The organism is Burkholderia sp. JKS000303, from assembly GCF_002563755.1.
GTDB classification, from domain to species: Bacteria; Pseudomonadota; Gammaproteobacteria; order Burkholderiales; family Burkholderiaceae; genus Burkholderia; species Burkholderia anthina_B.
The window spans coordinates 62,798-86,868 of sequence record NZ_PDBZ01000005.1 but is presented as its reverse complement, the minus strand read 5'-3'; the positions used below and the strand labels follow the sequence as shown (position 1 = coordinate 86,868).

Sequence of the window (24,071 nt, the reverse complement as noted above, 5' to 3'; positions counted from 1 at the left end):
CGCCGCAGGAGAACGCACATGCGCTCCATTCTCGCATTCATCATTCTGGCGACCCTCGTGGCCTGCACGTCGCTGGCGTCGACGCAGCGCGCGTCGGTCGGCTCCGTCGTCTCGGTCATGACCGACTCGGGGCACGGCACCGGCTTCCCGGTCAGCAAGCACTGCGTGGTCACGGCCGAGCATGTGGTTGACGGCGCGGAGAAGACGGTACGCATTGCCGGCGCCGACAAGGTCGAGCACCAGGCCAAGGTGGTCCGCCAGGATGCGCAGCTGGATATCGCCGTGGTGTGCGCCGAGAAGGCCAGCATGAAGCCCGTGCGGTTCGCGCAGCGCATGCCAGATCAGTTCGCGCCCGTGTACACGATAGGCGACCCGCTGGTCTACAACCGGATCATGACCGAGGGGCGCTACCAGGGCGGCTCGACCATTACCGCAGACGTTGCGCCGGGCAACTCCGGCGGCCCGGTGTTCGACGAGAACGGAGACGTGATCGGGTTCGCCGATGCGCTCGCGGTGATGATGTCGCCGATGGGCGTGATGACGTTCGCGCATCTTGCCACGATCGTGACGATCGACAAGATCCAGCCGTTCGTCGCCGGCACGCCAGAGGCCCAGGCATGAGCAGCGCATGGCTGAATGTACGTATCGGGCGCTACTTCGTGCAGGCTGAGGGCTGGCGCATGAAGATCGTGCGCAAGGATGACGCGTGGATGCTGGCGTACGGCCGCCCGTTCATCAAGGTCTGGAAGCTGCCGGGGTGCCGGCGATGAAAAAGGCCAGGGCAGTCATCATCCCCATCCCGCTGTACGGCGGCGAGGTCGTGCTGTGCCGCACCCGCAAGGAATGGGGCGCGGTGGCGGACAAGTTCGGCGTGCCGGGGGACGATACCGAGTTCGCGCTCGGTATTACGCACGCGCTGGAGGGCTCGGATGGCGGCCGCGCGTACATGATCGGCGTGTTTGATGGGGCGATCCCGACGCTCGCGCACGAGCTGCTGCATGTGGCCGTCGCGACGCTCGGGCATGTCGGCGTGCCGATCAACCCGGACACCGACGAAGCGCTGACCTACCTGTTCGATCATCTGCTCACGGCGGCGCTGCCGACGTTTCTCGTCGCGGGGCTGCGCGTGAAGAAGGGCCGCGGCTGATGGCGAGCATCAACTACACCCCGCCGCCGACCGTCAAGGCGTTCATCAAGCACTTCCGCGCGGGGGAGCTGTTCCTCGACTGGATCGTCGGCCCGGTCGGCTCGGGCAAGACGACCGGCATCTTCATGAAGCTGATCTACATGGCGCAGCTGCAGGCGCCGAGCCCGATCGACGGCATCCGCCGCTCGCGCTGCGTGGTGGTGCGTAACACGGCGCCGCAGCTGCGCGACACGACGATCAAGAGCTTCATGTACTGGTTCAAGGATGGCCAGGCGGGGCGTTGGAAGGCGACCGACAAGGACTTCATCCTGCGCTACGGCGACGTCGAGTGCGAGGTGATGTTCCGGCCGCTCGATACGCCGGACGACATCAACCGCGTGCTGTCGCTCGAAGTGACGTTCGCGATCATCGACGAGTTCGTCGAGCTTCCGCAGGCGATCGTGGAAGCGCTGTCCGCCCGCTGCGGCCGCTACCCGCCGGAGATCGAGGGCGGCGCGACGAACTGGGGCATGTGGGGCGCGAGCAACCCTGGCATGGAGGCGGTGTGGTGGTACCCGATGCTGGAGGAAGAAGCGCGCGACCAGCTGCCGGCCGACCAGGAAGTGCCGGAGAACTGGACGTACTTCAAGCAGCCGAGCGGATTCTCGGACGAAGCCGAGAACACCGAGAACCTGCCGGGCAAGCGCGACTATTACACGAACCTGGCGAAAGGCAAGACGAAGCACTGGATCAAGCAGTTCATCGAGGTCGAGTGGGGGTATTCGCTCGTCGGCAAGCCGGTCTACCCGATGTTCAACCGGGACTTCCATGTCAGCAAGCGAACTCTCACGCCCAACCGAGCCCGTCAACTGGTGGCAGGCTATGACCCTGGTATGCGCTCTGCTCTCGTGCTCGGACAATACGACGACAGCGTGGGCCGCGTTCTGGTCTTTGACGAACTCGTCCTCGAAGATTTCGCCACCGACCGCATGATCGCGGAGAAGCTGAAGCCGCTGCTGATGCGCAAGTACCTTGGGTTCGATTTTCTGATGGTGCCGGACCCGGCCAGCGTGAACGAGAGTCAGGCGAAGCAGGGAAGCTCGGTGATCACCGAGCTGAAAAAGCACTTTGCCGTTCATTACGACACGGACAATTCGATCGAGAGCCGCATAGCACCGGTGCAGTACTACCTGATGCGGCTGACTGGCGACGGGCCGGCCATGACGATCGACCCTGGCTGCATCAAGCTGATCCGCGCGCTGACGGGAGGCTACAAGTACACGGTCAGCAAGACTGACGTGCAGCGCGAGATCCCGGACAAGAGCATGCATTCGCACGTGGCGAACGCGTACGAGTACCTGGTGCGCTACTTCCGCCGCGGCGAGGAACGCGCAGGCAAACAGGTCGCTACGCGCGGGTGGGGGCAGCGAAGTAGGGGCAATCCCTATGCAGTCCGTTAGCGCGCCCAAAATGATTAGGATGCCGAAATAATCTAGCCTGCTCCCGAGATCCCTATGGCGACCGACACCATCATTCCTTCCGCAACTCAGCCCAACGCGACAACGACGTTGGAAGGCGTGCACGGCAAGATCGACGACGCGGTGCTGCGCCGGGTGGGCGCAGACCTGGCGTCGCGCTTCACCCAGTACGAGACTGATCGGCGGATCGCCGAGCTGCGCTGGGAGATGAACGCGCGGCAGTACCTCGGCATTTACGATCCGGACATCGAGAGCAAGCTCGACAAGAACCGCTCTCGCGCGTATCCGAAGCTCACGCGCGTGAAGTGCGTGTCGATGCTGTCGCGGCTGATGAACCTGCTGTTTCCGACCGACGACAAGAACTGGACGGTGGCGGCGTCGCCCGTGCCGGACCTGGACGAGAAGGATCTGCAGTCGGTGCTCGACAGCCTGATGCAGGCCGCGGCGCCCCAGATGCAGGCGCCAGGCATGCCCGCACCGCCGACGCCGGCCAAGCCGAGCGACGAGGCGATCGAGCAGGCGATTCGCGACTTCGCGAAGTCGCGCGCCAAGCGTATGGAGCTGGAGATCGAGGATCAGCTCGCGGAGCTGGGCGGCGCGCGCATGGCCGACTACGTGGCGCTCTGCCGCAAGGTTCTGTCGAGTGGCATTCGGTACGGCTGCGGCATCCTGAAGGGGCCGTTCGTCGAGGAACAGACGCAGCGACGCTGGGGGCAGGACGCGGCCGGTCGGCTCGTCGCGCAGCCGTACACCGCGTACCGCCCGCGCTTCGAGTTCGTGCCGATCTGGGACTATTACCCGGATATGTCGGCGAAGGCGCTCAACCAGATGGACGGTCAGTTCGAGCGCGTGGTGATGAGCAAGCATCAGGTCATCATGCTGAAGCAGCGTCAGGACTTCATGGCGAGCCAGATCGACGCGTTCCTGCGCGAGTCGCCGACCGGCAATTACGTGCGCCGCGCGTTCGAGACAGAGCTGCGCGCGATGGGCTCGGCGCTCAACGTGTCGCAGGCCGCGCGTAACAAGTTCGAGGCGATCGTCTGGGAAGGGTATATGTCTGGCCGCGACATGGCGAACATGGGTGTCGACGTGCCGGACGACAAACTGGACGAGGACGTGCGGGCGAACGTGTGGGTCATGGGAAACCGCGTGATCCGTGCGCAGCTCGATCCGTGGAGCAAGCTGAAAACCGACGGCGAGATGCCGATGTACCACCACTTCATCTTCGAGGAAGATGAAAGCTTCCTGCTCGGCAACGGCCTGCCGCAGATCATGCGCGACAGCCAGATGGGCCTGTGCGCCGCGGTGCGCATGGCGCTCGACAACGGCGCGGTGCAGCGCGTGTTCGAGATCAACACGCGGATTCTAAACTTGCACCAGGATATCGAGGCGATCAACCCGGATCACATTTTCTATCGCGACGACGATCAGCTCGCAACGATGCAGTATCCGGCGATCCGCTCGATCGACCTGCAGTCCCACCTGGGTGAGCTGCAGAGCTTGGCGAAGATGTTTCAGGAGTTCGCCGACACGGAAACGTTCGTCAACCCGGCGACGGGCGGCGACCTGCAGAAAGGCCCGAGCGAGCCGTTCCGCACGGCGGCCGGCGCGTCGATGCTGCGCGGCGATGCTGCGTTGCCGTTCAAGGACGTGGTGCGCAGCTTCGACGCGTTTACCGAGTCGGTCGTCGGCGCGTTGCTCGTGTTCAACCGCAACTTCAACTCGGACCAGTCTGTCCAGGGCGATTTCAAGCCGGTTGCGCGCGGCGCGACGTCGCTGATCGCGAAGGAAGTGTTGGGATCGCAGCTCGACCAGTACGCACAGACGCTGCAGCCGGAGGAACGGCCGTACATCAAGTGGCCGGGGCTGGCGCGCGCCCGCGCCCGCGTGCGCGACCTGGACACTGAGGAAGTCGTGATGAACGACAGCGAGTGCCAGCAGGTCGATGAGCAGCGACAGCAACAGGCGGCCGCGCAGCAGGCGCAGGCGCAACAGATGGCCGCGGCTGAAGTGCGCAAGCTGCTGTCGGACTCGCTGAAGAACCTGTCGCAAGCAGGCAAGAATGCGGCGAACGCGGAAGCGACGACCGCGAACACGATCCTTGGCGCGCTGGAGAAGGGGCTCAACCCGGACCAGGTGAGCGCGCCGAACCTCATGGAGACTGGCAATGGAGCAGGAACTGCCGCCGCAGGAGCGGCGCCGGATGGACGTGGAGCTGGTGCAGCAGGTGCGTCTGGAGTCGCAGGCGGGGCGGTCGGGCCTGTTGTCGCTCCAGCAGCTCTTGCGAATGCGGCTCAAGGATCTGGACTCACAGCTGCGGCGATGCCAGCTGGCTGATTTTCCAGCGCTGCAGGCAAAGGCGCAGCTGTACGACTCGCTGCTGAAAGAATTGTTCTGAGTTTTAATCGGAGACGACCATGACGACGACCACGCAAGCGGCGCCGGCCGCGCCGGCCACGCCGACCCCCGAGGATGAATTTTCCGCGGCATTCGCCGAGCTGCAGCAACCGAGCGGCGCAGCCGCGCCGGCCGCCGCTGAGCCGGCACCGGCTGCTGATCCTGCGCCCGCGGCCGATCCCGCATCGGCTGCCACCACGGGGGAGCCTGCGCCGGCAGCAGCACCGGCCGCGGCAACCGCTGCTACGCCCCCGGCTGCTACTTCTGGGACGGAACCGGCGAGTGCACCTGCGGCCGGCGCTGAACCTGCGCCGGCCGCCGTGCCGCCTGCCGACTGGCAGGCGCAGATGGCTGCGATGCAGGCTGAACTGGCCGAGCTGAAGAAGGCGCCGGCGCCGGCGGCCGCTCCCGCCGCGCCGGCAGTCGAAGAACCGCCCAAGCCGGCATACACGGCCGACGAACAGGCGCTCATTGACGCCTATGTGAAGGAATGGCCGGATGTCGCCAAGGGCGAACAGCTCATGCGTCGAGCCGAGTATGTGAACCTCGCAAGCTGGATTCTGGGCCAGGTCGGAGCGCGCCTCGACGCGGTCGAGTCGCTGTCGTCGAAGGCTGCATCGAGCACGCAGTACGCGGACATCAAGTCGCTTGTGCCCGATTATGACCAGGTGCGCGACCCCGTGCTTGCGTGGGTGGATGCCCAGCCGGCCTATCTGAAGTCCGCGTACCAGACTGTCACTGAGACGGGCACGCCCGAGGATGTGGCGGACTTGATCGCGCGATTCAAGAAGGAGACGAACTATGTGGCTCCTGTACCTGCTGCGCCTGCTGCCGCCACTGCCCCCGCCGCTGCACCTGCTCCCGCTGCTGCCCCAGCTCCCGTTGTGCCGGCAGCGTCCGCAGCCCCCGCGCTGCCGGCTGCCGCGGCAGCCGCAGCCGCGGCGCTCAAGCCGGTGCGTACGAGCCGCAGCGAGCCGACGAGCGCGCCCGATCCGAACGATTTCGACGGGGCATTTGCCGAGTTCGCAGGGATGAAGTAATCTGCATTCCTGAGTTAATCGGGAGGGCGGATCATGTCCATCACAAATGCACAAATTCAGGGGATCGCAGCGCCGCGCCCACTGGTCGAGGCGCTGGAAGCATTGAATTCGAGCACACTGACCGCGGATGCAATTGCGCAGTTACAGGTGAGCACTGAGGAAAAGAATGCAATGCTGGCCGTGCTCAACAGCACGGCCACTCGTGTAGGTATTAACAGCATGTCGATCAGTTTGCCGGTCAAAAGCGTACTGCTGGCTATTGCCGGGGTCTGACCGGCGGGTGTAGATTCGCACGTAATTCAGTAGCACTGCGGCGCCCCATTCAAGCGGGGAGATGCTGACACTGCGAAAGTTAGGAATACGAACGTTCCTTGTCTTTTGTACAGGAGTCAGCCATGACTGCCGTAACCCAATATGGCGATATTTCGCCGCGAGTCGCCGCATATGCTGTCAGTCAGCTGCTCAAGCGCGGCCTGCCGTACCTGGTCCTCGAAAAGTTCGGCCAGACCTACCCGATCCCGAACAACAGCACGAAGGTCGCCAAGTTCCGGCGCTACTTTCTCGCTGGCGCAACGGGCGGTGCGGGTGACGGCAACCCGGCAAACGCGTTCAACACGCCGCTCGCGATCACGCCGCTGGTCGAAGGTGTGACGCCGACCGGCAAGAAGCTGGCAAACCAGGATTACACCGTCACGCTGCAGCAATACGGCGACTACCTGACGATCACCGACGTCGTGATGGATACGGCCGAAGACCAGGTGCTCCAGCAAGCGACGGAAGCACTGGGCGAGTCGGCCGCGCAGACGATCGAGACGATCCGTTTCAACGTGCTGAAGGCTGGCGTGAACGTGTTTTACGCCAACGGCTCGGTGCGCACCTCGGTCAATACCGCGATTTCGACAGCGATGCAGCGCAAGGTGACGACGGCGCTCACCCGCCAGAACGCGAAGCGCATCACGCAGATCGTCAAGTCGACCCCCGACTTCCGTACGGAGCCGGTCGAAGCGGCGTTCATCGGCCTTGTCCACCCGGACCTGGAATCCGATATCCGCAACATGACGGGCTTCGTCCCGACCAAGCAGTACGGCACGGTGACGCCGTGGGAAAACGAAATCGGCTCGGTCGAGACGGTGCGATATCTGCAGTCGACGATCTTCGCTCCCTGGGCGGATGCTGGCGGCTCGGCAGGCGCGATGCGCTCGACGAGTGGCACCAGCGCGGATGTGTACCCAGTCCTGTACCTGGGCCGCGACGCGTACGGCATCGTCCCGCTGAAGGGTAAGGATTCGCTCGTGCCGATGGTCGTGAACCCGAAGCCGGCAGCTGGCGACCCGCTCGCGCAGCGCGGCACGGTCGGCTGGAAGGCGATGACCGCCGCAGTGATTCTCAACGACTGCTGGATGGCTCGCCTCGAAGTCGCGGCGACGGCGTAACGTCCCGGCGATGAACTGACGGACGCCCCGCCGCTAAGCGGGGCGTTTGCACACCGAACCGACTCAGGAGCCCATCATGGCACTCACCACGAACACCCAGGCGAACGCCGACAGCATCGTCAACCATGCGACCGGCGTGGTCGTGACGGATTCGGCGACGGCCGCTGCCCTCACGATTACCTGCGGCTTCAAGCCGCGCATCATCCGCTGGGTCAACGTGACCAGCTCGGGCGCGCTGACGAAGGACGAGTGGTACGACGGCATGGCCGCGAACAACTCGGTCCACACCGTCGGCTCGACCGGCGTGGTCACGCTCAGCACGACCGCTGGCCCGTCCGTCGGCGCGCCGGCGACCGGCAACGACGGTACGTTCACGATGCCGGCGGCGTCGGTACCGGCCAGCTCGTCGTTTGTCTGGGAAGCGATCGGCTAAACCGTGTCTCCTTGGGGCCGGTGATGCCCTCGGGCGATCCGGCCACTTTTTATGCAACACGGAGCCATTGCGATGAGCGGAGACACTGTTCTGCGGATCGAGAAGCTGGAAAACGGCTACGAGGTGGAAATCTGTGACCCGAAGGTCATGGAGAACAACCGTAAGCCGAAGTCCGACTGGGAAGATCCGTGGAAGGGCTACGCGTTCACGACTGCCGACGAGGTCAAGGCTTTCGTCGCGCAGCATCTCGATTCGCTGAAGCCCCCGCCGAGTGCGGATGAGGAATACGCGGACGCCTTCAAACAAGCATCATCCGGAGACTGACATGAGCCAATCCGATCTGAATGCAGCTGCCGATGCCTTGGCCGCTGGCGATGTGACCGCACCGCTCGCGCCGCGCGGCCAGCGCAAGGCCGCCGAAAAGCAGGCCGCGCCCGAGAAAAAGATCAAGATCATGCTGGAGGATATCGACGAGATTCCTCCGGGCGGCCAGTTCATTGGCGTGAACGGCCGGACGTTTCTGATCAAAGCGGGAGTCGAAGTCGAGGTGCCCGAGTGCGTCGTGGACGTGCTTGACCACGCCGTGATGTCGGTGCCGGTGCTCGACGAGATGAAGTCGGTGATCGGCTACAAGGATCGCCTGCGGTTCCCGTACCGCGTCCTCCGCGGCTAAGGCGCAACGGCCATGACACTTGGTGAACTGCTCAGCGAACTGCGCTTCAATGTGTTGCGCGACCGCAGCGACTTGATCGCGGGCGACACCGATTCGTTGTGGTCGGACGAAACGCTGCTGCTGTATATCAAGGACGCGGAGCGGCGGTTCGCACGCCAGACGCTGATCATGCGGGACAGCACCACGCCGGAAGTGGTGCAGGTACGGATGAAACAGGGCGTGCAGACGTACCCGCTGCATCCGAGCGTACTATCTGTCCTGACCGCGACGTACACGGCGCCCGGCGGCCCCGGCCCGTATGATCTGCAGCGCAGCGGTCACTCACTGATTTTTCAGTCGACGCCCGCCGAAGCGATGGTGTGGAACCCGGCGGACCCGTACACGGCAACGCTGCCGCCAGGGCCGCCGCTGGCCTACTTCACCGACGAAACGCTGGTGTACGCCCGGCAGAGCCGAGTGACACTGTCGTTTTACCCGACTCCGGGTGCCAACGAGGATGGCCAGACCGTCTACCTCCGTGTGGTGCGGCTGCCGATGGGGCACTACAGCAAGGAGTGCCTGGATCGCGAGTCCGAGATCCCCGAGGATTACCAGCTCGACGTGCTCGAATGGGCAGCGTACCGCGCACAGCGCACGTTCGACGGTGACGCCGGCGCGCCGACGTCCGCTGATCAGCATAAAGCGGCGTTCGACGAAGCCGTCCAGCTTGCCAAGGACGAAGTGAAGCGGAAAATATTCGCGCCGACGCAGATCCGCTACGGCGCGAATGGTTCGTCCTGGGTTCGGTGACGCGCGATGGCCGACAACCAAGTCCAGGAACGCGACCAGGACGTCGTCACCTATGAGACGTTCACGGGTCTACGCGGGGATGTCACGCCGGAGCGCTTTGGCTCGGGCGATCTCGCGATCGGTGACAACGTCGACCTGGACAAGACCGGCCGGCTGTCGCGGCGTGATGGCTACGCACTGACGCTTGCGGGCGCGGCGCATTCGCTGTGGGCCGACCCGATGCAGGAGTTCTGCCTGTTCGTGTCGGGCGGCCAGCTGCAGCGGCTGCTGGCGAACTTCACAGCGCATCCTCTTGTTGTGTTGGCGGACGGTCAGAGCCGGCTGAGCGCTGAGCGAGTCAGCGATCGGGTCTATTTTTCGAACGGTACCGATACCGGCATCATCGAGCGTGAGACGGGCGCTGTGCGCAGCTGGGGGCTGCCGGTTCCGCCGTTGCCGGTGCCGAGCATCACGGTCGGCCAGATGCCAGCCGCCACGTACCAATTCGCCATCACGTACTGGCGCTCGGACGGCCAGGAGTCGGGCGCGCCGCGCGCGGGCACAATCACAGTGCCCGATGGTACGGGCCTGACGTTCGCGATGCCGTCGAGCCTCGACCCGGATGTGGCGAGCAAAGCGCTGTACTTGTCGACTCCGAATGGCGAGGTGCTGTATCTCGCGGGGCTGATGGACAATGTTGTTCAGACTTTTACCTACGCGAATGACACGACCGAGCTGAGCTACCCGATCGCTACACAGTTTCTCGGGCCGGCGCCGGCCGGGCAGCTGGTCGCGTTTTACCGCGGCCGCCTGTTCGTGGCGGTGGGCGACGTGCTGTTCTACTCGTCGGGATTTGGCTACGAGCTGTTCGATCTGCGTGAGTACGTCGCGTTGGATGGCCGGATCACAATGCTCGCGCCGATGACCGATAAGGAACTGGGCGACAGCGCGCGCGGCAGCGGGTTCTTCGTGGGCACCGATCGCTCGTGTGGGGTGCTGGTCGGCAATGACCCAAAGGATTTCCAGTACGTGCCGAAGGCAAACTACGGCGCGATCCCTGGCGCGCTGGATTTTGTCGACGGATCCCTGTTCGGTGACGATTCGGCCGGCGTGCGCGAGCTGCCGATGTGGCTGACGACGCAGGGATTGTGCGTTGGCATGCCGGAGTTGACGATTCGGAACCTCACGCGCAGCCACTATCCGTTTGCTGCGGGCGGCCAGGGCGCGGCCCTGTTCATGGCAGGGCCGAACCGCTATATTGCAACAGCGAATCTCTAAGGAGTACGAAATGACGATGCGACTTTCCACCGGGCTGCGCAATTTTCTCGCGAAGGAAGGCGGGATCGACGACGCGCTCCGCAATGGCATTATCGAGATTTACAGTGGTGCGCAGCCGGCATCCGCCGATGCAGCGCCGACCGGCACGCTGCTCTGCACGATCACCAAGGGCTCCGCGGCGGTAACGAGCGAAGTGCTCGCGACCGGTTCGGTGACGCTTGCGGGGTCGTCCGGCTCGGTCAACACGATCACGGTCAATGGGGACGACATTCTCGGCGGTACGATCAACTTCGACTCGACGCTCGCGCAGACCGCGCTCGACGTCGCTGCGCAGATCAACCGCAACAAGACGTCGCCGGATTACACGGCAACGGCTTCGGGCGCGGTCGTGACGATCAGCGCATTGCCGGGCACCGGCACCGGCCCGAACGGGCTCGCGGTATCGGGCTCGCTCACCACGATGACGGCGACGTACGCAAACATGGCCGGCGGCGTGAACCCGGCCAATGGGCTGCAGTTCGATGCTGCAGCGAACGGGGCGCTCCCCAAGCGCGCTGCCGACGCGTGGAGCGGCGTGAATGCGGCGACCGGCACGGCTGGCTGGTTCCGGCAGTACGGCAGCGTCGCCGACTCGAAAGCACTCGATTCGGCTGGCACTATGATTCGAATGGACGGCGCAATCGCGACGTCGGGCGCCGAGCTGAACCTGAACTCGACGGCGCTCGCCAGCGGGGCGACGACCACGATCGCATCGTGGTCGCTGGCAGTACCGGCTCAATAAGGGGTAACGTATGGCCGACCTGACCCTAGCGCTGTCAGGTGTTGGCGCTACCGGGCAGAGTGGCTTCGTGAATGTGCCGGTGGCCGCGCTGACGCTGCCGACACCGAAACTGTCCATCTCCGGCGTCGGCGCGGTGCCGAGCGTGCAATTTGCGCTGCCGGCGCCTGTGCTCGCGGCGACCGGCGCCGCTGGCGTTGCCGGAACAATGGCGCTCACGCTGCCGGCGCCGGTGCTGAGCATTGGTTCAGGGAACGCCCTGACCCTGCCGGCACCCTTGCTGGCGATCAGCGCAATTACAGGCGTCGCTGGTACGGCGGCGCTGTCGCTGCCCACGCCCACGCTGGCTGCTTTTGGCCCGAATGCTGCGGTTCTCGCGCTTCCCGCGCCTACGCTTATCGCCTCGGGCACGGTCGGGGCGGCTGCCGCGGCCGCGCTTACCCTATCGACGCCCACGCTGGCGATCGTTGGCGATGTTCCGATTGTGGCGCAGGTTGCCGTCACGCTGCCGGCGCCACAGCTCAGTATTTCGGGGCTGGCTGCGCCCGTAGGCCAGGCGACCAATGCGCTGCGCGCGCTGGCTCTCGCGGCGCAGGGTGTGACTGGGACGGTCGGGCAATCGACATTCACGCTGCCGTTGGTGCAGTTGACGGCATCCGGGTACGAGAATGTCGTCGGGTCGGTACAGCTGGTGCTGCCACACCTTCAGCTGGTGTCGACTGGCAACGCGGCCGCGACCGTGCCGGCCCCGACCGCGTCGAATACGATCGTGATGCACACCGAGCAGATGGGCGTGACGACGTACAGCAACTTCCCGTTCAATTCGTTTGCGCAGTTCGGTGGCGTGTACCTGGCGGCCAGCTCAGCAGGCATTTTCACGCTCGGCGGCAACACCGACAATGGTGCGTTGATCCAGGCCGCCGCGCGTGTCGGCATCACCGACTTCAGCACGTCGCACCTGAAGCGTGTCGATCGCGTGTACGTCGGCTACCGCACGGATGGCAACCTGATTTTGCGCGTGTTCACGGATGAAGTGACGCAGCGTGATTACCTGCTGACCGCGACGGGCAAGTCGGGACTGCACGGCAACCATGTCCGGTTGGGCAAGGGGCTCGTGGCACGTTACTGGCAGTTCGAGGTGCGCAATCAGAACGGAGCTGACTTCGAGATGAATGCGATCGAGCTGAAGCCGACGCAGCTGCGCCGCCGGGTTGGAGGGGGCGATGCGTGAATTTCGTGAGATGCGCAAGAGCCTCGGCGACGATTCGGACGCAGCCGCGCCGTACCTTGGGGTCGCGCGCACGCTGCTCGGCGTGATGAAGAACCAGATGCGGATCGGCGGCCTGTTGCAATCGCAGCGCACCGTCACACTGCCGAACGGCGTGTCGATCACGGTCGGATCACGATTCGGGCAGGATTCTGTACGGATCGTATCGCCGCCGGGTATCGCGATGAACGTGAACACCGAAACGCCTCCAGGCGTGACGCCTCCGGCGCAGCAACCGCAAGAGTCGAGCATCACGTACCCGTGGTCGCCTTCGTACGTTTGCGTGGGCGGGGCGTACAACTACACGCTCGGGCTCTCCGGTATCTACTGGGTATCCGAGAACGACGCTCCGATCGACGTGGGTGCATCGTTCGGCAACTCCGACATCGGCCAATACCTCACGTCCGTGTCAGCGGACGGACACGTGGCTGTCGGCTGGGAAGGCAACAACGGTGTGGTGTACACGCGCAACGGCGGCCTGTTGGATATCCCAGTGCCGGGCGTATCGAACGATCCGAATGGCAGCGGTAACTCCACGGCAGCGTCTATCTCGTATGATGGCGGCTCGGTTGGCATCGCAGCGGTTCCCGTCGGCGGGGCGTATTCGATCGGGTACGTATGGCATCGCAGCAGCGGCATTTTCCAACCGCTCTCGCAAGTGTCAGTGCCGACCCAGATTGCATCGGAAACTGTTGTCATGTCCGGCAATGGAAAAACTGCAGCCGGTCGTGGCGCGGATGGCGCGATCGAGGCGGCGGTAATCGTCGACGTGACGACGGGCGCGACGATCCAATTGATCGACGGCGCGAAAATTTTTGCCATGGATTACGCAGGCACGACATTCGGCGGGTGCACGAATTATGGCGAGGCCAACCAGACGGCTGTGCTCTGGACGCCGCAAGGCGTAATCACCCTCGGGCAAGGTCAAGTCGAGGGTATCAGCGCGGACGGCACTGTGGCATGTGGCACGTTCGGTTCGGCGTGGACCAGCAATGGCTTCATCTGGTCGAAATCGAAAGGCGTCATGGGGCTCGGCGCGCTGACCGCAGCACACTGTGTATCGCCGTGCGGCACTGCGATCGGTGGCGCGAATGCGTCGGCTCCGGTGGTGTGGGATATCCATGGCAATCCGACCGTAATGGCGCTGCCGGCCGGTGCGTACATCTACACTCCCGACCAGGGCGGTGTGTTCGGCCTCGCGCAGCGCGCGCCACTCACGTGGCTCGGGCAGGGCGACACGACGGCCACGATCAATTTTTGATACCGGTTTCCTGCCAATTAGACAGGAATGCGAAGTAGTTATAGACTCCGCGTAATCATTCACAGGGCTGTGCGATGAGCGTCACTACCTTCCTTGTCGACAGTGTGTTCGGGCCGGATGCAGGGTCGGAGCTGCCGCCGCCCCCGCAGTCGACGGGCGCTGCGGCGCTCGTCACGACGGGATTCAATACTGCGCAGGGATACGCGGACACTGCATTCACCGAGGCCCAGTCGTTTCTCGGCCAGATCTCGAACGCATCGTCTGCGCTGCTCAACCTGCCGCCGGTTGATGGCACGCTGCCGCCGGTCAGCGCGTTGGTGACGGGTTTCAATCCGCCGCCCGTGCCTGTCGCGCCGGCTGACCTGACGCTCAATCTGCCATCGGCGCCGAGTGCGCCGACACTGACAGCGGTGACGGGGATCAGCCCTGGCACCGCGCCCCAGTTCACCGCGCAGCCGATGCCGTTGAACATGCCGACGGTGCCGAGCCAGCTGTCGGCGACGCTGCCGGCCTCGCCTTCGCTGCCGACGGTGGCGATTCCGGACGCCCCTGCCGTTGCGCTCCCCGACGTGCCGAGCCTGGTGGGCATCACCGTGCCCGCCGAGCCGCTGCTGAGCCTGCCGACGTTCACGGCGGTGCAGCCCGGGTCGCCGCTTGCGCCGCAGTATATTTTCGCGTTCGGCGAGCAGTCATACACCGATCAGCTGCTGATGGACCTGAAAACGCAGCTCGACGTCTGGGTGAACGGTACGTCCACGGGTTTGGCGCCGGCGGTCGAGCAAGCGATCTGGGACCGCGCGCGCGCGCGCGAGGTGGTTGGCGCCCAGCAGAAGGTGATGGACGCGACGCGCTCGTACGCAGCCCGCGGCTTCACGAAGCCGCCCGGCGCGCTGAGCATCGAGATTGGCCGCGCGCTGCAGGATGCTCAAAGCGCCGTATCGACGGCGTCGCGCGACGTGATGATCAAGCAGGCCGATCTGGAGCAGAGCAACCGGCGGTTTGCATTCGACACGGCGTGGAAAGTCGAGGAAGGGCTCATCACCTACAACAACCAGATCGCGCAGCGCGCGTTCGAGACGGCGAAGTACGCGCAGCAGGCCGGCATTGATATTTTCCATGAAGTTGTTGCTCGATACAGCGCAGACATCCAGGCATACGTCGCGAACGTGGAGGTCTACAAGGCTGCCCTGCAGGCCGAGCTGGCGAAGTTGGACGTCTACAAAGCCGAGCTGGAAGGCCAGCGGCTGATCGGCGAGATCAACCAACAGGCGATCGACGTGTACAAGGCGCGTGTGGACGCCGCGCGCATGGTGGTCGAGATCTTCCGCTCGCAGGTCGAGGCAGCGAACACGGCCGCGACGGTCAACAAGACGCAGATCGAGGCGTTCGCCGCGCAGGTCGGCGCGTACGCCGAGACGGTGCGCGCCAAGGCATCCGAGTACGACGCGTATGCCACGCAGGTGAAGGCCGAGGCCACGAAGGTGGACATCTTCTCGGCGCAGACCGGCGCGTACAGCAGTCAGGTACAGGCGTTCAAGTCGACGGTCGACGCGCTCGTCGCGCAGAAGGACATCGACATCCGGGTGAACCAGCAGTTGCCGCTCGACGTGTTCAAGGCACTGACCGACGCGTATCGGGTGCAGGTCGACTCCGAAACGCAGCGCGTGGGCACGCTGGCAAAGGTCTACGAGACGTCGGGCCAGGTGTACACGGCCGAGGTGCAGGGTGAATCGGCGCGGGTCAACAGCGAGGTTGAAGTGCTGAAGGCGCAGACCGATGTGTCAGTGGCGACCGGCAACCTGCGTATCGAGGCGGCGAAGGCCAATATTCAGTTGATTACCGAGCAGGTGACGCTGCTCGTCGAGGCGATCAAGGGCGGCGCGCAGGTCGCGGCCCAGCTCGCCGCATCGGCACTTTCGTCGATCAACCTGTCGGGCCAGATTGGCGACCACGTCAGCTATGGCGTCGGGTACAACGTCAGCAACAGCGCCAGCGCTTCGACCAGCAATTCCACGTCGAAATCTGATTCGACCAGCTCGTCGACCAGCGACCAGACGACCACGCTCACGAGCACGGCCAACAACACCAGTACGAACACGAATTACAACTACACCCCGTAATCTGGGTGCTAGTAGCCACACAAGTGGGCGATTCGACGTTTTGATGCCGCTACGAAATCAGACGGAAGGGGACGACCTTGACTAGCGGCAAGGCGATAGTTTTCTTGCAGCCGCCACTTTGCTTCTTCACAGTCTTGGGACGGGCGGACGATAGCAGTGGGGTTCCCAGAGCTATCAATGACGACCGGGACTCCGCGCCCTGGGTTGCCACCGATAATTGGATATACCTGGCCCGTCTGAGGGTCTATGGCATAGTGTTGCGCCACTGCAGCGTTTGCAATCAGCATACAAATTAAAAACTGCCCAGCAACTGTGGTCGCTTTCATGGCTGTCCCCGTTTTGTAGTGTGGTGCTAAATCAATATACACCTACCCGGGAAACTACGGCCTAGATTGACGGCGACGGCAAAATCCTGCGCCCACCTATAATTGGCGATAAATATTCAGGAGTGCATATCATGGCCGGTGGCCCGCTGAATCAGGATTTCATCAACTCGATGCCGAACTTTGCGGTGCCGGGAATTTCGACGCCGCGCAACATTGCGGTTGGTCAACCGTCATCGCCGCCGGCACCCGCTCCGCAGATGGGCAATCTGATCGACCAGATGCGGGTTGCTGGGCAGCTGCCGCAGATGGCAGGGTATGGCGCGCAGCCGGCAATGCCACCTCGGAATTTGCCCCTAGCTTTGCAGGGCGTGATCCCTGCCAACGCCGCGCCTGCACCGCAGTCACAGAGCGCGCAGGCATTCGTGAACAGCTTGCCGACGTTTCACCCACCTGCCGCAGCTTCTCAGCAATCGCTCGCGCTCAAGGGGATCATTCCGGAAGGATACACGTCGCCGGCGCAGTGGAACGTGCCGCCTTTGCCGGCGGGGATGCCCGGGGGGAGCCGTCCGGCTCTATCACCCTCGGATATCGCCGGGCAAGGGACGTGGGCGACCGGTGCGAACATGGCGCCATCAGCGGGCGTCTCAGGCGGGGGCGCGGTCGGCGGGAAGTTTATCGACCCGGCGGCAGCTATTCAGGCCGGCTTTGATCAGCAAACCGCTTATCGGCAGCAGGCCATTCAGGACATCATGGCTGCGGCTCGGCAAGGCGACCCTGGAAATTACAGCTTCCGGCTCGCGCATTTGGTTGGTGCAACGGGGGCGAACAATTTCGCTGGAATCCAAGGGCAGGGCGTCGACGCTTTAAATTCCGCGATTGCCGGGATCACGGGCGCCGGAATCGGCGCGAATGCGGCGATGTATGGTGCGGACCAAGCAACGGTGCGGACTGGCATGGAAGTGGGCGAGCAGCATTATCAAGCTGCGACCGGGTCAGTGCCGACTGGCACTGTAGTTGGTAGCGACCCGTCAACGAAAATGGCTGTTCCGCTGACTACGTATGGGCAGCGTCCGTCGGTGGCTGGGATGGTTCCCATGCAGTATGACCCTACGCCGCCATCCACGATGAAGCCGGTCGTCGGTAAGACGTATGTCGATAAATCCGGGAACGTGGCGGTCTACCAATCGGACGGCACGTACAAAAAGGTAGGGCAATAATGTCCGACTTTGACCCGAGTACCGCAACGCTCGCCCCGAGCGAGTTTGACCCGAGTTCGGCAACAGAATACACACCTCAGTCCAGCAGCGCGCTCGGCGAAATTGGCACCGGCCTCGCCCGCGGCGCGCTCGTCGACCTGCCGACACTCGGCGGCCAGGCGGTCAAGTTCGTGGGCGGAATGGTGCAGAGTCCGACGATGCAGAACGTCGGGAGCGCCGCGACGCAGTTCGGCGACCAGATGGCGCAGAAGAACTGGTTGCAGCTGCATCCGGAGCAGCATGGCTCGATCGTCAACGCACTGGCGCAAGGTGCCGAGCAGGTCGCGCCGGTCGCCGCCGTACCGCTTGCTGTCGGCGGCGCGATCGCTGCATCGCCGGTCGAAATTCCAGCTGCTGTCACCGCGTTGATCGGCGCGGCCGCCGGCGGCGCGCTGTTCGGTGCCGCGTCTGGGCAGAGCACGCTTGAAAAGGCCCAGGCCAAGGGCGTCGCGCCGGATGTCGCGCGCACCGCGGCGAACCTGAACGCCGCCCAGACGTTTGTCACCCAAACCGGGCTCGGGATGGTGGGAGGCAAGATGCTCGGCGCGGTCGGCACGGCGGCAGGCAAGGTGCTGGGCGCAGAAGGCAGTTCGTTGGCCGAAGGGATCTTGGGCAACCTGACTGGCACGAGCGGCGCGCTGATGCCGTTCCTCAAGCAGTTGCCGGTGTCGACGCTGGAGGCGGTGGGCGCCGGCGTGACACAAGCGGCAGGGCAAGGGATCATCGAGCAGCAGGCCGGGATTGACGACACGGGGCCGTGGAAGGCTGCGGTGGATTCGATCGTGCCGATGCTTGGGCTGACGGCGGTGATGTCGCCGCTCGGGCTCGCCTCGCGTGCGCTCGGCGTGCGTTCGGCCAAGATGCGTACCGACACACTGAGCAGCGCGGATACGGCGCCGGAGATCCGCGCGCAGCTCGCCGACCAGTACACCACTGCGCTGGCGAAGGCCGATCCGCAAGCGGCGGCCGCGTTCCGCGCGAATGCCGAAGTGGCGATCGCGAACAAGCAGGGGTTGCCGGTCGATCCGCGCCTGTTCGAACCGGACGCCGTGCAGCCGCCCGCGCCCGAGACGCCGGAAGCACCCACGCTCGCGCTGCCTGCACCGACGCCGCGCCTGGGGAATCTGCCGGCCGGTCAGCTCTACACGTTCCCGGACGGGTCGGCGACGCGGGATTTTGGCGCTGTCGAGTCGTACCTGAACGGCCTGCCGGCCGAGCAGCAAGACGCCGCACGCGCCCAGATTTTCGGGTTCGAGCCGAACGCCGCCGTGCGCCCGAGCGAAACGCCGGAAGCCGCGCAACAGGTGGCCGACAGCGTCGACACCATCCACCAACAGCTTGTTGGAGAACTGGAAGCGGGTGGCGCCACGCCGGCCCAGCCAATGACGCGCCAGGAATTCGCCGAAGCGAATGGCATCGGCGGCCAGCGCGCGGTGCAGGAATATCGTGCGTACCTGGCGGATCCGGCGACGCAAGACGCCGTGATGCGCGAGAACATCGCGCGCTACGAGCAGATGCAGGATCAACAGCGCGCGGCTGCGCCGGAAGCGGCGCCCACTGGCGAGCAGCCGGCCGTCGAGCCGAGCACCGAGAGCAGCGCGCCGGAGCGCACGAACACGCAGTTGGGGGATGCGCTGCAGTCGGCGCTGCGCCAGCAGCAGGTCGACCGCGCCTATTCGAACCTCGCCGCGCAGCGTGAGAGCGAGACGGCGGCGATCGCCAACCGGACAAACGGTGAGGCGTTGGCGGCCGCCGCCGCCGAGCGCGGCGAGATTCAGCCGGATGCCAACGCGCCCAAGGCGCGCACCGACATCGTCGACGACTGGAAGTCGGCCGTGGAAGCCGGAGGCCTCGAATCCACAGCGCAGTCGCGCGTGCCGTTCGAGAAGCGCATGGACGCGCTCGGGCTGGACAAGATGCAGTCGCACCAGGACCAGATCGACGCGCTGCAGTCGGCGATCGACGACCCGAAGGCGCAGATGTCGGACGGCGTGCGCGACCGGATGACGATGTTGCTGGACAAGTGGAAGTCGGATGCGGCCGAGAATGCGCCGCCTGAAGCCGTGCCGGAAGTCCCGGCCGCCGCGCCGACGGCGGGCCGGATGTCGGCCGAGCCGCCCGCGCAAGCCCAAGCGCTTGGCGAGAACATCCCGACGCCGGCTCCCGACAATGCCGAGCCGCCCGCGCACGTGGATGCGCTCGGGACCAACATCCCCACGCCGGCTCCCGACAACGCCGAGCCGCCCGCGCACGTAGAGACGATGAGCGAGAATATCGCGCCGTCGGTGCGCGAGCAGGCGCAGGACGCAGCGGACAAGCTGGATGCCACCCTGGCCGACTTCAACACGCGCGTCCGCGGCGGCGAGCAGCTGTCGCCGCTCGAACAGGAGCGCTACGAGGACGTGCAGGGGCTGCGGCAGACGCTCGCGGCGATCAACGCGCCGACGGGTGGCAAGCACAGCGAGGACTTCATCCGCGACGTGGTGGGCTTCGCGCGGCAGACCGACCAGCCGTACACGAAGTCGCAGCGCTTGCCGCGGGCGGCAACACCGGATGCTGTTGACCCATCGTTGCTGGCGCCCGCCGCGCAGTCGGGCAAGCTGTCTGACGTTCTCGCGCATCTTGCACAGAATGGATCGGAGCCGTGGGTCAAGTCATTGTCCGAGCGGCTGGGTGCGCTCGGGCTGAACACGCAGATCGCGCCGAACTTCCTCGAAGCGCGTATGGCAGGGCGCTACAGCCCGGTGCTTGACCGGATCGAGATCAACAGCGGGCACGAGTCAGAGTCGACGATCCTGCACGAGGCTGTGCATGCGGCGACGTTGACGAACCTGCAGCGTGCTGCATCGCTCGAAACGCCGCATACCCAGGCCGAAGCGCAGATGAAGCGTGCTCTGCGCGAGATCGAGCAGGTGCGCCAGGCTGCGCTGAGCGCGCCTGGCGCCGAGCGGCAGTACGGGCTGACCGACGCGAACGAGTTCGTGGCCGAGCTGCACTCGAACCCGGAGTTCCAGCAGTTCCTGCGCGAGCAGGGCTCGCAGAAGTCGTTGTGGCAGCGCGCGGTGGACGGTATCCGTCGGCTGCTGGGCCTGTCGGTCGAGGACCGGCCTGCGCTCGAACGCGCGATGCAGGCGAGTGATGCGTTCTTTGGCGATGGCGCGAAGGTGCAGGCATTCGATCGGTCGCCGGCCGAGGCCGCCAAGGTCACGGACGATTCATTCCACGCGAAGCTCGCGGCGTACGACCAGGTCAAGGACAAACTCGATGTGGGACGGATGGGCATTGGCCTGCTGCGCGCGACGCTCGGCGGCCGCACGGTGGAGAACATTGCCGATGGCGTGCGGGCGATCCCCGAGCTGGTGAAGTCCGGCTTCTCGAAGGGGCTCGATGCCTACGAGGCTGCGATGACGAGCCGCCGGCTTGCCTCCGAGCACATCGAAGGGCAGAACGGCAAGTTCGCGACGGGTGTGCAGCAGATGCTCAACAAGCTGAGCGACGCAGACAAGGCGCGCGATCTGAGCATGCAGATGATGAAGCTGGGCGGCGAGAGCAGCATCGGCCAGTTCGACTACAAGCTGAACTTCGCCGACAACCTGAAGAATCACCCCGATCTTGACCCGCAGAACAAGGCGTTCATCGACGGTATCCACCGTGAATTCACGCAACTGCAGCGCACCAACCCGGACGCCGCCAAGGCGCTCACCGATGGCGAGAAGCTGGGGCGGAAGATGCTCGTGACGAAAACGGCCACGATCATCGCCAACCTGATGGACGCGCGCGCCGGCGTGACGCGCCGGCTCGAAGCGGAGCTGGCTCGCATGTCGCCGGATGATGCGGCGCGCGCGGCGCTCGAAGCGCGCGTGGCGAATGCTCGGCAGGAAGGCCAACTGGCGGCAATCCACTCGCGCGGGCTCGACTTCATGAGCAAGGATCTCCAGTCGACGCGCAACGCCAACCCGGCGTTCCACTATGACGGCGCAGCGGCAACGCTCGCGGCGCGCGTGGAATCCGCGTTCGATGCGGCACGCAAGCTGCCGGAAGGCACGCCGCTGCGCGCACACATGGCCGAGCTGGAGCAGATGTACCGGCCGCAGTACGACAACCCGTACTTCAGCCTGGGCCGTGATGGCGACTTCTTCGTCAGCATCGGCTTCAAGCCGGGCATCGACGCCGCGACGGTGGGTAAGCTGCAGGCCGCGCTGGCCGGCACGAACAAGGTGCTCGGCAACCTGCAGGGTGGCCAGAACCACGCGTTCTTCCGCGTCGACACCGCCGACCAGGCCGCCGGCCTGCGCCGCAAGCTGGAAGCGGCGGCGGGCAACTTCCTCGACACGGAGCGTTCCGCGTCCGGCATGGTGGCCGACCGCAGTATGGTCAACGCAGCTGGCGTCTCGCCGGCGCTGCGCCAAATGCTCGCGAGCCTGCACGACGAAGTGGATATGAACCCGGCGCTGACGGCCGAGCAGGGCGAGGCGATGAAGGCCGCGGTCACGCGCCAGCTGCTGTCCATGCTGCCTGAAACGTCGTCCCGCTCCGCGCAGATGCAGCGCCGCGGTGTGCCGGGTTACGACGGCGACTTCGTGGGCAACTTCGCACGCCGCGCGTCCGGCGCCGTGCAGGACATCTCGAACGTGTACACCGCGCCGGCGTTCAGTGGCGCGCTGAAGCAGATGTCAGACTCGATCGCGAGTCTGAACCGCACCGGCAGCGAGGACGCCAAGCTGCGCGCGCAGTCGATCGCCGACGAGATCAACACGCGCTACCAGAACGGCATGAACCCGGTGCGCGGCGGCGCGGTGAACCTGATCAACTCGCTGGGCCGCAGCTTCTATCTGACGCTGAATCCGGCGTTCCTGATCCGCACGATGGCCCAGCCGTACCATCGCGGCCTGCCGTACCTTGGCAGCCGCTACGGCATGGTGGCCGCCGGCAAGGAGATCGGCGGCGCAACGGCCGCTGCGATGAAGATCGTGGCGAATACGATCCGCACGGGCTGGGACGAGAACGGTATGCGCGGCGTGCTTGGCGCGGAGATGAACCTCGACGGCGTCAACCTGACGCCCACCGAGCGCGCATTTCTGCAGGAAGCGCACGATCGCGGCGTGCTGAAGCTGGGCGAAAGCCAGCAGCTGCAGCGGCTCGCCACGGGTGGCGGCAGCCAGACCAAGCAGGACGTCGTCCGGTTTGCGGCGATGACCGCGCAGTATGCCGAGACGGTCAACCGGATCGTCACCGGGCTCGCCGCGTACCGCCTGGCCGAGAAGGGTGCAGCCGGCGTGAAGCAGGCCGGCGTCGAAGCCAACACCGAGTATGGGATCAAGGCGATCAGCCGCGTGATGGACAACTTCGATCCGGACAACACCGCGCGCTGGCTCAGCAAGCAGGGGCCGCTCGGCAAGGTGACGCCGCTGATGTTGTCGTTCATGAACTACAACTTCCAGACCATGCAGCAGCTGGTGCGCACGGTCAACGATGGCGTGTTCAACCGCGACATGAGCGCGGCAGGGCAGCAGCGCGCGCAGGAGGCGCGGCGCGAGTTCGCCGGCCTGATGGCGACCACCGTGATGATCTCCGGAGCGATGGGCCTGCCGTTCGCCAACGCGTTCGCCGGTGTGTACAACATGCTGACGGAAGATCAGGACCATCCGACCGACATCCGGTCGAGCGCGCGCAACTTCCTTGCCGATACGCTCGGGCAGGAGGGCGGCGCGATCGCCTCGCACGGGCTTGGTCAGCTGATCGGCGCCGACACGTCGACGTTCGGGCTGCAAGATCTGCTGCCGTTTAGCGAGTTCATCGCGAGCCGCCAATTGCTGAAGGACCGGTTCGAGTCGCTGTCGCAACAGCTGCTCGGACCGGCGCTGAATGCCGGCATCGACGTGGCGCTCGGGCTGCAGAAGGTGAGCGATGGGTATGTGGCGAAGGGCGTCGAGCAGATGCTGCCGTCGGGCCTGAAGGCGCCGTACAAGGCGGTCGAGCTTGCGGCTAGGGGATATACGGACTCGAAAGGCAATCCGATTCCGCTGCGCGCGAACGGCTGGGACATCGCGCTGCAAGGGCTGGGCTTCCGCTCGGCGAAGAAGGCCGAGCAGAGCGAGGCTGCCGAGGACTTCAGCTCGACGCAGAACCGCCTGCTGTATCGCCGGCAGATTATCACCGACCAGCTCTACAAGGCGGTCACGTCGGGCGATGATGGCGCGCGCCAAGATGCGCTGGATGCGATGCACGAGTTCAACCAGAAGAACCCGTTCCAGCCGATCCGCGGCGTGGGCGAAGCGGTTCGCTCGCACCTGCAGGGGTATGCGGTGGGCGCGATGACGGGCACGGGTGTGCAGGCTGGCCCGCGGAAGATCCCGGTGATCCAGCAACAGCTCCGGTACGCGGCTATGCCGGAGAAGCCGTGATCGCTATAATTCGTCAGGATTCCGAACAGGTGG

General features: G+C 65.0%; 19 protein-coding genes. All 19 read left to right on the top strand.

The features are described from left to right. Window positions 1–18 precede the first annotated feature (18 nt). The 19 genes from BX604_RS36670 (at window position 19) to BX604_RS36585 (ending at window position 24,038) form a co-directional block, all read left to right on the top strand. The gene (locus tag BX604_RS36670) at window positions 19–621 is read left to right on the top strand and encodes a S1 family peptidase (RefSeq protein WP_098556732.1); all 603 of its coding nucleotides are present in this window, start codon (window positions 19–21) and stop codon (window positions 619–621) included. After that, window positions 618–770: a hypothetical protein gene (locus BX604_RS39275; RefSeq protein WP_179894954.1), complete on the top strand. Its 153-nt coding sequence runs from the start codon at window positions 618–620 to the stop codon at window positions 768–770. Before BX604_RS36670 ends, BX604_RS39275 begins: the two co-directional genes overlap by 4 nt. Beyond that, a complete protein-coding gene (locus tag BX604_RS36665) occupies window positions 767–1,147 on the top strand; it encodes a hypothetical protein (RefSeq protein ID WP_143748186.1) in 381 nt (126 codons plus the stop codon). Before BX604_RS39275 ends, BX604_RS36665 begins: the two co-directional genes overlap by 4 nt. Beyond that, on the top strand, window positions 1,147–2,586 hold the full coding sequence (locus tag BX604_RS36660; RefSeq protein WP_098556728.1) for a hypothetical protein: 1,440 nt from the start codon (window positions 1,147–1,149) through the stop codon (window positions 2,584–2,586). Before BX604_RS36665 ends, BX604_RS36660 begins: the two co-directional genes overlap by 1 nt. Before the next feature lie 54 nt (window positions 2,587–2,640). Further along, entirely contained in the window at window positions 2,641–4,941 is a 2,301-nt protein-coding gene (locus BX604_RS36655; protein WP_143748185.1) for a hypothetical protein, read from the top strand. An 80-nt stretch (window positions 4,942–5,021) separates the two neighbouring features. Next, window positions 5,022–6,041 carry a hypothetical protein gene (locus BX604_RS36650; protein ID WP_098556724.1) on the top strand — a complete coding sequence of 340 codons (1,020 nt, stop codon included), beginning with the start codon at window positions 5,022–5,024 and terminating at the stop codon, window positions 6,039–6,041. Between the two features lie 33 nt (window positions 6,042–6,074). Then, window positions 6,075–6,314, top strand: a complete 240-nt coding sequence (locus BX604_RS36645) for a hypothetical protein (RefSeq protein ID WP_098556723.1) — start codon at window positions 6,075–6,077, stop codon at window positions 6,312–6,314. A gap of 122 nt (window positions 6,315–6,436) precedes the next feature. Next, window positions 6,437–7,474 carry a N4-gp56 family major capsid protein gene (locus BX604_RS36640; protein WP_098556721.1) on the top strand — a complete coding sequence of 346 codons (1,038 nt, stop codon included), beginning with the start codon at window positions 6,437–6,439 and terminating at the stop codon, window positions 7,472–7,474. A 76-nt stretch (window positions 7,475–7,550) separates the two neighbouring features. After that, window positions 7,551–7,907, top strand: coding sequence for a hypothetical protein (locus BX604_RS36635; RefSeq protein WP_098556719.1), 357 nt, complete (start codon window positions 7,551–7,553; stop codon window positions 7,905–7,907). A gap of 72 nt (window positions 7,908–7,979) precedes the next feature. After that, entirely contained in the window at window positions 7,980–8,231 is a 252-nt protein-coding gene (locus tag BX604_RS36630; RefSeq protein WP_098556717.1) for a hypothetical protein, read from the top strand. A 1-nt stretch (window position 8,232) separates the two neighbouring features. Next, the gene (locus tag BX604_RS36625; protein WP_098556715.1) at window positions 8,233–8,580 is read left to right on the top strand and encodes a hypothetical protein; all 348 of its coding nucleotides are present in this window, start codon (window positions 8,233–8,235) and stop codon (window positions 8,578–8,580) included. Window positions 8,581–8,592: 12 nt separating this feature from the next. After that, the gene (locus BX604_RS36620; RefSeq protein WP_098556713.1) at window positions 8,593–9,369 is read left to right on the top strand and encodes a phage adaptor protein; all 777 of its coding nucleotides are present in this window, start codon (window positions 8,593–8,595) and stop codon (window positions 9,367–9,369) included. A gap of 6 nt (window positions 9,370–9,375) precedes the next feature. Further along, window positions 9,376–10,626, top strand: coding sequence for a hypothetical protein (locus BX604_RS36615; RefSeq protein WP_098556711.1), 1,251 nt, complete (start codon window positions 9,376–9,378; stop codon window positions 10,624–10,626). 16 nt (window positions 10,627–10,642) lie between these two features. Beyond that, a complete protein-coding gene (locus tag BX604_RS36610; protein ID WP_143748184.1) occupies window positions 10,643–11,407 on the top strand; it encodes a hypothetical protein in 765 nt (254 codons plus the stop codon). Between the two features lie 10 nt (window positions 11,408–11,417). After that, window positions 11,418–12,635, top strand: coding sequence for a hypothetical protein (locus BX604_RS36605; RefSeq protein WP_143748183.1), 1,218 nt, complete (start codon window positions 11,418–11,420; stop codon window positions 12,633–12,635). Beyond that, window positions 12,628–13,932, top strand: a complete 1,305-nt coding sequence (locus BX604_RS36600; protein ID WP_143748182.1) for a hypothetical protein — start codon at window positions 12,628–12,630, stop codon at window positions 13,930–13,932. Before BX604_RS36605 ends, BX604_RS36600 begins: the two co-directional genes overlap by 8 nt. A gap of 74 nt (window positions 13,933–14,006) precedes the next feature. After that, a complete protein-coding gene (locus BX604_RS36595) occupies window positions 14,007–16,052 on the top strand; it encodes a hypothetical protein (protein ID WP_143748181.1) in 2,046 nt (681 codons plus the stop codon). 457 nt (window positions 16,053–16,509) lie between these two features. After that, the gene (locus tag BX604_RS36590; RefSeq protein WP_143748180.1) at window positions 16,510–17,595 is read left to right on the top strand and encodes a hypothetical protein; all 1,086 of its coding nucleotides are present in this window, start codon (window positions 16,510–16,512) and stop codon (window positions 17,593–17,595) included. Continuing rightward, entirely contained in the window at window positions 17,595–24,038 is a 6,444-nt protein-coding gene (locus BX604_RS36585; protein WP_098556699.1) for a PLxRFG domain-containing protein, read from the top strand. The genes BX604_RS36590 and BX604_RS36585 overlap by 1 nt, the downstream gene beginning before the upstream one ends. Window positions 24,039–24,071: the final 33 nt, after the last annotated feature.